Raw genomic sequence first — 11,681 nt, 5'->3', positions numbered from 1 at the left:
TCAAATCGGCCAGCCGGGGCGGCAATCTGCCGCCCCGGTCCTTGTGAGCGGCGGTCTGGATCGGCCGAGATTGATTGCCGCTTCGGCTCATGTTCTAAGGGGTTGGAACGGCCCGTATGGGCGATCATCGTGCGCCGAGCAGGCCGCTGGCGGACCGGCGGCCTGGGAAACGGCCGGAAGCCGTCACATCATGGTTCGACTTCTCGCCCTCTCCAGCTATTTCTATCAAAGCTTCGCTGCGGTCCTGCTGATCTTCGCGCTCGGCTATCTGCTCGAGCCGGCGCAATACACGACATATTCCCTGATGATAGCCGTCAGCCAATTTGCTGCGGTGGTCTCGTTCGAATGGATTCAGCTCGCCGGCCAGCGCTTTCTGTCCTCGAGCAATGGCGACGAGACGATCCGGCTGCGGTCGTCCCTGTTCAGCGCGCTTGCACTGAGCGCCTTCGCGCTGGCCCTCGTCGCAAGCTGTGGCGCGATAGCCCGGACGGAAGCGGCGAGCTTGATCGGACTCGGCCTCGCCGTCACCGTCGTACAAGGGACGACGGACCTCCACTACATGACGATTCGTGTCTCCGGCCGGCTGGCGCCTGCTTCCGTCCTGATGTTCTGCCGGGCCACATTTCTGGTGCTGGGTGCAGTCGTCGGCGCGAAGATGCACGGAACTGCGGAATCCGCATTGCTCGGCCTCCTCACAGGCCATGTCTTCGGACTGGCCGCGGGTTCGATCGTCGACCGCCAGCTGCTGAATTGGTCGCCCCGGCAGACCAGGCGTTCGGACCTGTCTGGATTTGCCCGTTACGGAATGCTCGCCTCGGGAGCGTCTGTAGTCCATCTCTCGGCCCCGATTCTGATCCGCTTCCTGATCATCGGCCGTTTCGGCATCGCTTCCAGCTCCAGCGCCGGATTTTCGATGGCACTCGACCTCCTGCAGCGACCGTTCTCGGTGCTACTTTCCGCCATCCACACCATCAGCTATCCCGATGTCGTCGCGCGGTTCGACAACGATACAAGAGCGGCCGCGCAGGAGGCAGCCACAGACCTGTTCGACCTCGCGATTTGTACGACGGCTCTCATGCTCGGCGGATTGATCGCGTTCATACCGGACGCTGCCAGACTCTTCGTTCCGCCTGCACTGGCGCCGAGCTTTATCGCGGTGACGCCGAGCGTCGCGCTGTTCTATTTCCTGCATACGCATTTGCAGTCGACGCTGGCGCTGATCCCTCACCTGGAGAAGGCGGCAATGAGGCTCATTTTCGTCGCTGCCTGCCAGCTCGCGCTGATCGCGACGTTCATCCTCATCGGCGCAGCGGCCGGCCTCGGCTCGACGGCGACCCTTTTAAGCGCGGGACTTGCCACAGCGCTGGTGATCGGCTTCGCAAGCGGCCCCACTCTGCGTTTCGGCGCTTATCCAAGGCCCGGACTCGCGCTGTCGGCAATCGTCGGCGCGACATTCGTCGCGGCCCTCGTGCTGCTGCCGTCGGAGCCGTTACCGTGGCTGTTGGCGAAAGCGGCAGCAGCCGCATTTATCACTGCGGCAATCGCCTGGAGCGGCAATCTGCTGAAACTCTAAATTCTCTTCGGTTTCGATAGGAATGGAGGCTCTCGATTCTTGTTTTGACGCGTTTTCTTTACGCGAACCGTTTCCTGCTTCACTGAAAAACGCTCTAAGCCTACCGGTCAGGAGGCCGGCTCAGGCCGACGCGTGCGCGTCGACATGACGTTCCGCACGGTGCGCCACAGGGTTCGATCCACCGCAAGAATGGCCGGGGCGTAGATCGCGAATCCGACTACACTCATGATTGCCAGGATCACGATCGGATGCAGCGTTCCCAGATGGGGCCGCAATAGCAAGAGCGCTCCCGCCATAATGACGGTTGCCGCAGCCGGATACATCACCGCGGCCAGCGTTCGTCCGAAGGGGACGCCAACCCAGGCCTTCACCGCGAACAGGATTACCGGCGTAGCAAGCAGCATCCTGACAACGTTGCCGAAAGCAGCTCCTTCGACGCTGTATTGCGCGGCGATCACGCCCACGATCACGCTGGCCGCGAATTCGAACAGATTGATGAGCAGGACTTCCCACATCCGGCCAATGGCCATGAGGATGTTCGTCTTGTACCAGATCAGCGGGACGAACAGTGCAATCTGCGTCAGGATCTGCATCGGCAAGATGCTGGCCTGCCATTTCACCCCGAACATCAGCGTCAGCAGCTCCGGTGCGACGAGCGCGGCACCGACAAACAGCGGGTAGAGGAAAGCGGCCGTCATGTGAACGAGCTGGAGATAGGTATCGATCAGGGCCGGGCGATCATTCTGCAGGCGCGCAAGCGACGTCAGCGTGACGGTCGTCACGGGCCGGATCGAGAGTTCGAGCAGAAGGTCGATGCCGCGCCACGCAATCCGCAAGTAGCCGAGGCCCTCGGCGCCCACGAAATAGCCGACGATCAGGTCCAGAACCCGCTGGTTTCCCGAGCCAAGCAGCGAGGACAACGCCACCGCGATTCCGCCCTTCAATTGGGCAACGGCAATCCGGGGACGGAATCTCAGCGACGGCCACCAGCGCGTTGCTACGATCATCGCCGCGGTGAACCAGACGTAGTAGATGAGGCGCTGTGCCACGAGGCTGAACACGCCGAAGCCCGTGAACGCCATCACCATCGCAACGACACCGCTGACGATCGTGGCCGACACGTTGCGTGCCGCCAGCGCGCGGAAACCGAATTCGCGGCGGAGTTTTGCCTCATAGACCGTGCCCGCGGCGAACAGAAGCGACATCGGAGCCAGCCACTGCATCACCTGCTTCAGCTCGGCCACGCCAAAGAGGTCGGCGAGGTTCTGCGCCGTCAGGAACATGACGACCGTCAACAGCAGACCGAACCCGAAGCTGCTCCAGAATGCGGTGTCGAGTTCTTCCTCGGACGTCTCCGCGCGCTGGACCAGGACTTCGGTTAGACCGGCCCGGCCGATCAGGTTGGAGATGTCGATGAAGGCCGTGGCTATGCCGACGACGCCGAACGCTTCCGGCCCGAGCAAGCGCGCCAGGATCATGAACAGAACGAACTGGAACAGCGTCTGCCCTCCGGATCCGATGACCATCCAGAGCACGCCGACGCCGGTTCGTTTCATCAGACCGGATTTGTCCGTCATCAGGCCTTGCCGCCGAGCTTTGCGAACCAGTCTTTTCGTCGCCGCAACAGCATGTGCACGGAAAACGCCCAAGCCGGTCGGGTCTTGGCCAGCTCCAGCAGTGCGATCCCGACCTGCTTTTGGCGAACGAGGTCTCGCGCGCGCTCATGCGCGTTCAGTCCGATCGCCTGGGCGCGCCGCTCGCGCAACAACCGCCTGTGGACAGACGACAGGCGCTGCGCGTGACGCGAGAGCAGCAGATCGACCCCCGTCACGACTTGCATCCGGTCGACCCTGGTCCGCGTCAGCGCCGATTGCCGCTTCGAGACCTTGCCCATGCGCTGCGTGTAAACATAACCTGGCTCTGACGTGAGCCCTGCCCGGCCGCCCGCGAGCAGACACTCCGAATAGAAGAAGAAATCCTCGCCGTCGCGAAGGGTTTCCGGATAGGCGAGCTTGTACTCTGCGACGAACGATCGTCTGAACACGAATTTGAGCAGGGCATACTGGAACACGTCCCGCCCGCTGAAATCATGCAGCGGCGGGCGGAACATCGATGCGCGGAGGAAGCCGGCAAGGTCGATGCGGTTAAACCCAGGACTGAGCCGCTGATCGCCGAATTCGACATCGGCCTCGCTGTCGTAATAGGTGATGTCGTCAGCGATCATGTCGAGAGCTTCGGACTCGGCCAGCGTGGTCAATCGCTCGAGGCGATCCCGCTTATAGGCATCGTCCGCGTCAAGGATCGCCAGCCAGGTTCCTCGCGCCTCGGCGAACCCCCGATTGCGGGCTCGTGATGGGCCGCCGTTTTTGTCCTGGCTGACCAGCCGGATGCGGCTATCCTTCGCGGCAACGCTGGAGACCACGGCAACCGTGTCGTCCGCCGAGCAGTCGTTGACGACGATGATCTCGAAATCCTGTTCGGTCTGCGCCTGAACCGAGGCGATCGCGCGCCCGATGCAGCCGGCGGCATTGTAGGCCGGAATGATGACCGATACGCTGGGGCCTTGCGAGGCCGGTGTGGCTTGCGAAGTCATGATTCTCCTGCAACGACGTTGGCGCGCGACGGGGCTTGCTGCGCGGCTTCTTCGAGCTGATACGTCAGTTCGGCGCAGCGCTGCCAGGAAAACGTCTGCGCCCAGATCCTCGCGGCTGAACCGAACTTCGCCACGTCCTCCTGCCTGCCCAGAAGCTCCTCGAGCAAATTGGCAAGCTTCTTCGGCGAGCGGTCCGTCAGGAGAATGCCCGTCTTTCCATCGAGGACTACCTCCGGCACGCCGCCATTCGGCGCGGCGACACTCGGAAGCGACTGCGCTGCCGCTTCAAGATAGGCCAGCCCAAAGCCCTCCACCTTCTCCGGATTTGGTTCGGCAAGCATGCAGAACAGCCAAGCCGAGGCATAGAAGTTTCGAACGTCGTCGTTGGAGACCGCGCCCGCGAAAACGACCGGCACGCCGCTCACCTCCGCGAGACGCTTCAATTCGTCCTGATAGGCCGGATCCAGCCCCTTGCCGACGATGACGTAGCCAAGCTGCTCCTTGGCATGCTGAGGCAGCAGGGCGAGTGCCTGGAGCAAATGCCGGTGGCCCTTGCGAACATCGAGCCGCGCCACGGTCAGCAGCAATTTCCGGTTCTTCGGCACGCCATGCCGATCCAGGGTTTCGGACGCGCCGACAGGCGGAGCGAACCAGAAAGGATCGACGCCGAGCAGTGTCACGGCCGTTCGCCGCGGCGACGCCAGATAGGGATGATATTTCAGGAGCAGGTCTTCGGTGAACCGGCTGTTGGCCACGACATGGTCGGCTCCGCGCAAATAGGAGCGGCCGAACAGGAATCCGGCCGCACGCGACTTCGCCAGGAGGAGTACGTCGGTGCCGTGCATCATGGCGACGATGCGCCGGCGTATGAAGGGCCGCATCCAGGGGATCAGCATCACGAAGGGCCAGTCCGCGGCATGGACGATGTCGAATGTCCATGGTTTGGTGCTCAGCAGCGCGCGCAACAGCCGCGGCAACGCCCGGGTCGCGTAGACGCCGCCGGCGAAGCGGCGCACCGTGAAAGGATAGAGCCGGTCCTCCTCCGAATTGTCCTTGCCGAAGTCGGGCGCAAGGATTTCCACGGTGTGGCCCTGGGCGACGGCGGCCTTTGCCGTCTCCACACAATAGGTACCGACACCGCCACGGAACGGCGGCAACTCGTGGGTCAAGACAAGAATACGCAAATCATGCATCCTTCGACCGGATACCAACCCACTGTTGCAGTCATCTGACTGGAGTGGCCTGGATCAGGCGCGCTGTTGAACTTCCGTTTGCTCGACGTCCCATCGCTTGCCTAAGAAGCGGTCGATCGCGCCGCGAAGGCGGACCTCGAAGATCTCGTAACTCAGGGTGGACGCAATCAGGATGAGAGCGAGACCCAAAACGACGAACCCGCCCCACAGCAGCCAGAGGTTCATGCCGGCTTCCGCGAATTTCCTGCCGACGATCTGCAAGGGATAGAGCACGAAGGGATGAACGAGGTACATGCTGTAGCTGATCTTGCCAACGAACTGCAGCGCGCGTGCGCTTAGGAATTCCGCAAATCCCGACTCTGGCGTCAGGACGACCGCGAACAGCACAAATCCGGGAATGAGCGCGAGCCAAACACTGACATATTCCATGAGTCCGAACATGAGCGCAAAGCTGGCGATCGCCACGAGCAGCCCCAGCCCGCCCTTCACCGGAAACCGGAACGACAGGAGGCCAAAGACAACGCCTATGCCAAAGAAGGCACTATTCGGACGATAGCCGACGGCCGCCAGCGCGACCAATCCCAGGCCGAGCATCGACCACCTGCTCGGCGCGCGGTAAGCGACAAACATCGCGGCAAACCAGATGTAGAAGGCCCATTCGTAACTGAGCGTCCAGGCATTCTGCTGGGCAATCGGAAGACCGAGCGCGTCGGGGAGGAAGAACAGATTGACCAGGAACAGTTCGACATAGGTCCCTGCGTCGATTCCCTTGAAGAACTTGTAACCGGCGATTGGCCCGAGCGTGAACACGACGAGGTGTAGAGCGATAAAGACTGGGAGAATGCGCAGGCAGCGATCGTACATGAAGGTCAACACCCTGCCGTGTCGAACCAGGCTCGCCGGAATTAGGAAGCCGCTGATCATGAAGAACAGCTCGACGCCGTGGCCGCCGGTGTCGAACACCTTGTAAAGCCAGCCCGGCAGCGGCGGCAGAAATCCCGCAAGCATCGGCATCGCATAGAGATGCGCGAAGACCACCGTCAGCGCCGCTAGGCCGCGCAGGCCCTGAATCGACGGAAAGAAGGCTGAGCGCGGCGCGCCTAAAGCATTGGGCCTCGCAGCGTCGGTCATGCCACCCCCCGCTCCGGCACCGGCATGGCCTCAGCACCCGCGCTCCGCCGCGAGCGATACGTTCGACCAAAAGCCGCTGCGGGTTTCTCGACGGCGTAATAGCTGGCCCAGGACATCAAAACCGTCACCGAGAACACGCCGACCGCGAAGAGCGTCCATTGCGGCAGATTGCTGCCCGCACCGAAATAGTGCACCGCCACCGCCAGCGCGTAGACCTGCATCAGATACACCGAGTAGCTGATCATGCCGATGAAGGTAAGACCACGCCACGCAAGCCTGTCGCCATAGCAGGCGAAGGTGACGAACGTGATTCCGGCCGCGACGTAGGCCGATGCGATCGAATAGCTATAGAAGAAGTTTCCTTGATAGTCGGCGCCATACAGGCGCTTGAAAATCACCAAGGCGAACGCACTGTAGAGGCCTAGGCAAATCGCCACGTGCCACCATCGCAGCTTCCGCCCCATGACCGTGTCGCGGGTGATTTTCCCGATCAGCATCGCATCGAGATTGAGGACGACCTCGAGCAGACGCGAGACGGCCCGCTGTTCGAACAGCATCGGCATAATGATGCCGGCGCACGAGATCGCGATGACGATGGCAAACACGGCCGTGCTTCGGCGGAGCAGACCCGTGGCGAACAAGACGACGCAACCGATGTAAAAGATCAATTCGATCGCAAGTGTCCAATGCGCGACCACCATGTTGGGCAGGCCGATCACGTTCTGAAACATCGTCAGGTTGACCAGCACCTGCCAGACCGGAAAGACCTTGGCCTCCGTGGCCGGCAGGATCGCGAGCGCCAGAATGATCGACAGCCAGTACATGGGATAGAGCCGAAAGAAGCGACTGACGGCGAAGTCCCGAACCGGCGCGGCGCTATCGGGAAAGCTGTAGGGAACGACAAAGCCGCTGACGAAGAAGAACAGCACGACGCCGAAGCGACCGAAGTTGAAATAGTACCCGATCAGGCCGTGCAACATGCCCTCGGCTGCGCCGGTCTGCCCCGTGAGCACGATCTGCTCCAGCACGTGCTGGACCAGCACGCACAGAACGGCGATGCCACGCAGCGTGTCTATGAACGCGAGGCGCTTGTGCATGGGTTCAGTTCCAAGCCAGTTCGATGATGGGCCCGATCGCAAGATGATAGCTTCTTCCGGACTTCCCTGACCATTGCTGACCAACGACGATACGATCAGTCAAAGGATTGCTGGTATTTCGGCCGGCCGACGAAACGGAGAAACGTGACCCTGAGACCGACGATGACGAGCGCACACACCGTGACCCATGGCAGCATTGCCCGAATACGCACACCGGTCTCGAACAGTCCGCTGGTCACGAAGAGAATAACCCCGTACATCGCCAACAGAACGAACGGCACGGCGATCTGCAGGAACGTTAGATCCGTTGAAGTCGTCGGCAATTTGTACAGGTTCTTTCTCAACGACAATGCCGGCTTTTCAATGAACCACCAGGATACTGCCGCCACTGTGAAAGTCGCAGGAAGGCAAAACAGGATATTCCAATAGAACTCGCGATGCTCGGTAAAAAAGTGCGCGTAGGTCTGCTGGATCGGATAAGCATACAGATAGATCCCGTAAGAATAATCGCCGGTCGAGAACGGCTTGGGCACGAAGATCGGAACACATCCAACGTAAACAATGACGTAGGCCAAGCAGAGCAGGGAGAGATAGATCAGAACCGGCATCTTGATGAACAGGCATCCAACGATGATGCTAACAACGAATAAATCCCACCGGAACGGAATGAGCGGGCTCCAGAGATAGAGCAGATTTCCAAACGCGAATGACATCAGAAGGAAGCGCGCGAACACGACGCCGGTGTCGGCCCGATCGATGCCGACTTGCGCGTCTGCGGCGAGGCAGACGACGAGGAGAGCGACCGCCGAAATCGTGACACCGGTTCGCTTGAGGCGCAGGGCCATCAGCAATCCCAGATACACGTAGCACATCAATTCCGGAGCGATCGTCCACAGCGACAAGTTGACCCTGTCGGGATCCGGATTGTCGGCAAACACGCCCGGCAACGTGTAGTTCACGAATCCGAACAGGCTTCCGAAATATCTGAAAAATTTAGGGTCACTGTAGTAGTTCGCCAGCGGCAACGTCGTGAGCAAAGTGCCGAGTATGAAGGCGGAGATCAGGATTTCGACCGAGAGCGCCGGAACAATTCTCAGAGCGCGCAGGCCAAGGAACCCTCGAAGATTGTTCGCTCTTTCGAAACTGCCCATCACCAGGAACCCACTCAACGCAAAGAACATGGGCATCAAGGCGCTCAAAGGCGCGGAGAAGAAGCCATTCCAGATATTCGTTTCCGCCGCGTGACCATATGACGTCACCACGCTGTGCCAACAAAGGATGGAAATCGAAAGAACCAGACGCGCCGCATCAAACCCGGGACCATGGCCTCTGTAGCGGTCAAGCTGCTCGCGCAATGTCATCCGTTTGCATCCCTCGGCACTACTGCCACTTCCATCCGCGCATACAGAATGCGCCCGGCTCTTCCACTCAACCCACATCATGAACAGTCGACAGGCGCGGCTCGGGCGGAGGGACGACTTCGCGTTTGCCGCCGCCCTGGAACACCCTAGTCGCAGTTTTCGAAAAGACCTCGCTGAAGCCCAACGCAATCACCAGCAAGCCGGTCGCCGGACCGTAGCTGAGCACAGTGATCGTGAAGATGTTGGTCACGAACACAAGGGACAGTTTGTAGACATCGGTGACGACGAGGGTCGACCTGAACACCATCCACATGAAGATGACGAAGGGGAATCCGAACATCACGTAGGTGCCGATATAGAAGTTATCGACGGGGACCCAATAGTCCGTAAGGTTCGAAAACAGCTGCTGAGGATAATTGAAGCAACCTACCCCGCATCCCGTGACGATTCCGATCGGCATCAGCTGACTGAGATAGACGAACGGCAATTGCCAGCTGTTGTTGATGCGATCCTGAAGGCTGAAGAAGAAGCCCTTCGATCCCGGCGAGAGATCGACGCCGGTGAACAGGATGATGAGCACGATCGGAACCAGGATCGCCCCATAGGACCACAGGGTGAACGAACGCAGCGTATTCAGCCGCTTCTCGTATGGAAGCGACCGGACGAAGATCATCGCGATCAGATAAACAAATAGAACACCCATCGCCGTCTTGCTGGTGGTCAGGCGGATCGCATAGATCGAAATTCCACCCATGACGATGCACCACGGGATGCTCCTGCGGATCGACGTCATGACATAGGCGACCAGAATGAAATAGGCGGCCATCGTGCTGTCGGCGGCGAAGCCTGCCAATCGCTGTTCTTGGAACGACCACCACAACCGTCCCGCTTCGCGCGTCGCGCCGAAGGACTCGTATTTGAAGCCGACCCACGGCATCGACCAGTATTTCGAAAGGAAGATGCCAAACAGACTCAGGTAGAGCGTCGCCGTGACGATCTTGAGTGAATTACGATACTCGCCCAAATGCCGGTCGGCGAAACAAAAGCCCACGAACAGAGGAAAGATCATCTTGATCGAAGACATCAGCGCCGTCGCGCTGCCGAGAAACCAAAAGCCGATGAAGAGCGAGACGCAGATCTGCCCGAACACGAGCAACGCCATCATGCTCCCGTTGTCGATGACGCATCGCTTGATGAACAGCCCGATGCAGACAATCGCGACGAAGTCGGGCGAAAACCACAGAACCTCGAGGTGAAGCTTCGCAAAGTAGAATTTCATCGCGCCGGCAAACGCGTCCCGAACGACGTACAGGCAAAACGCGACCGCCTCGAGGGAGAACCCGACGGATATAGGAGTATCTCGTTCGCTCGATGCCACGCTGCCTGCCATTCATCCAGAAATCTGTGAAGGAACGGCCGCCCTTGAAAGCGGCCAATCTTGAACGGGACGCCTCGGCGTCCGATACGCGGTCGATGCTCTATTGCAACGCAACATAACTGTAAAACTCAGCAATTTCAACGTTAAAGGCTTGCGGAAGCTCCTGGACGGCATGAGCAAGAATTCCGTTCATCGATCCGTGGAATAGGCCTCGCGAGCCAGTTCCTGTGGGCTTCGATCCCTACCCCGAACCTCATCTGCGAACTGTCCGGTAGATTGGTGCACCGGCGCGCGACGGCGTCCAAGGAGCTTCAGCAGCGGCTTCTCGACAGCGAGATGAACGGCCACCCCGACGCCGACGGTTACAACTGCCATCCCAACAAAGACCACCTGAAGGGGCACAGCCTTGGACACGTTGGTCGCCACAATGAGTTTGGCCAACACCGAAAGCACGGTGAAGTGGACGAGATAGAGGCTGTACGACGCGTCTCCAATTCTCGTCAGCCATTCGGGAAATTCGACCGACCCACGGCGCTCGGCCTCAACCGCAGCCAGTATGATCAAACCCGCTCCCAGGCCGTACGACCACTGCACGACCCCGGCCGGAATTCCAAGCGCATTTACTCGCGTGATGGCTGCCGCCGCGAAGATGACAATGCCCAGCCCGAACGTCGGGCTCAGCGGCATGCGGAACTTCCCGGAACTCCACACCTGTCGGACAGCCATGCCGGTCAGGAACAGAACCGGGTATGGAGAACAGAGAATCGTCCAGTTCGCGGGAACGAGTTCTCCGAGCGAGTAGAGCGCAGCCAACAGCCAGAGCGCACCGAGCAGGACGCCCAAGACCCTGTTGAAGATCGCGACGCCGAATATCGCGTAAAACGCGATCTCGAAACAAAGCGTCCATGACACAACGACGATCTTCTGATCTGGAACCAAGCCCGACGCAGGCAGCAGGAAGAACTCCAGCGCAATACGGCGCAAATCAGCGTCCGCTTTGGTCAGCAACAGCGGAGTTAGAACGGCACAGAAGACCACCCAATAGAGCGGATAGATCCGGACCGCGCGCCGCCAGACGTAGTTCGCGAAACTCGCGGGCGAACCAATGTCGCGCAGATGCGCGTCCAGAATGATGAAGCCACTCAGGACAAAGAAAAAATCGACGCCTGAATCCAGAAACTTCGGCACGTCCCCGAAGGGAGTGGCTCCCCAATAGGTAGGCACGCGAAAGATCACCGACGTGTGATAGATGACGACCATGAGGGCAGCCAGGCCGCGTCCGCATTGGAGCGAGCGCAATGTCACCCGAGATTGCGACAATTTTCTTTCCCTCTTCGAGTCCAGGTTCGCCGGCA

General features: G+C 60.0%; 9 protein-coding genes. 1 reads left to right on the top strand and 8 read right to left on the bottom strand.

The genetic code is table 11. The annotated features are described in order from the left end of the window. Nucleotides 1-190: 190 nt before the first annotated feature. Nucleotides 191-1,573 (top strand): hypothetical protein, encoded by a 1,383-nt coding sequence (locus IVB41_RS09755; protein WP_247430361.1) that lies wholly within the window; start codon nucleotides 191-193, stop codon nucleotides 1,571-1,573. Between the two features lie 107 nt (nucleotides 1,574-1,680). On the opposite strand, the gene IVB41_RS09750 is transcribed toward IVB41_RS09755, so the two are convergent. From IVB41_RS09750 to IVB41_RS09715, 8 genes are all read right to left on the bottom strand, one after another. Further along, the gene (locus IVB41_RS09750; RefSeq protein WP_247430358.1) at nucleotides 1,681-3,150 is read right to left on the bottom strand and encodes a lipopolysaccharide biosynthesis protein; all 1,470 of its coding nucleotides are present in this window, start codon (nucleotides 3,148-3,150) and stop codon (nucleotides 1,681-1,683) included. Further along, complete coding sequence (locus IVB41_RS09745) at nucleotides 3,150-4,166, bottom strand: glycosyltransferase family 2 protein (RefSeq protein WP_247430353.1); 1,017 nt, start codon at nucleotides 4,164-4,166, stop codon at nucleotides 3,150-3,152. The genes IVB41_RS09750 and IVB41_RS09745 overlap by 1 nt, the downstream gene beginning before the upstream one ends. Then, a complete protein-coding gene (locus IVB41_RS09740; RefSeq protein ID WP_247430349.1) occupies nucleotides 4,163-5,350 on the bottom strand; it encodes a glycosyltransferase family 4 protein in 1,188 nt (395 codons plus the stop codon). The genes IVB41_RS09745 and IVB41_RS09740 overlap by 4 nt, the downstream gene beginning before the upstream one ends. Before the next feature lie 63 nt (nucleotides 5,351-5,413). Beyond that, entirely contained in the window at nucleotides 5,414-6,490 is a 1,077-nt protein-coding gene (locus IVB41_RS09735; protein WP_247430346.1) for an acyltransferase, read from the bottom strand. Next, nucleotides 6,487-7,587, bottom strand: a complete 1,101-nt coding sequence (locus IVB41_RS09730) for an acyltransferase (RefSeq protein ID WP_247430343.1) — start codon at nucleotides 7,585-7,587, stop codon at nucleotides 6,487-6,489. Before IVB41_RS09730 ends, IVB41_RS09735 begins: the two co-directional genes overlap by 4 nt. A gap of 95 nt (nucleotides 7,588-7,682) precedes the next feature. Next, nucleotides 7,683-8,948: an acyltransferase gene (locus IVB41_RS09725; protein WP_247430340.1), complete on the bottom strand. Its 1,266-nt coding sequence runs from the start codon at nucleotides 8,946-8,948 to the stop codon at nucleotides 7,683-7,685. Between the two features lie 67 nt (nucleotides 8,949-9,015). Beyond that, complete coding sequence (locus IVB41_RS09720) at nucleotides 9,016-10,227, bottom strand: hypothetical protein (RefSeq protein WP_247430337.1); 1,212 nt, start codon at nucleotides 10,225-10,227, stop codon at nucleotides 9,016-9,018. A gap of 288 nt (nucleotides 10,228-10,515) precedes the next feature. Continuing rightward, entirely contained in the window at nucleotides 10,516-11,631 is a 1,116-nt protein-coding gene (locus IVB41_RS09715) for an acyltransferase (RefSeq protein ID WP_346770813.1), read from the bottom strand. Between the last annotated feature and the right edge of the window lie 50 nt (nucleotides 11,632-11,681).

The sequence above is a fragment of the Bradyrhizobium sp. 44 genome (assembly GCF_023073095.1).
In the GTDB taxonomy this organism is placed as follows: Bacteria; Pseudomonadota; Alphaproteobacteria; order Rhizobiales; family Xanthobacteraceae; genus Bradyrhizobium.
The sequence above is the reverse complement of the archived record's forward strand: the minus strand, read 5'-3'. Positions and strand labels throughout refer to the sequence as shown.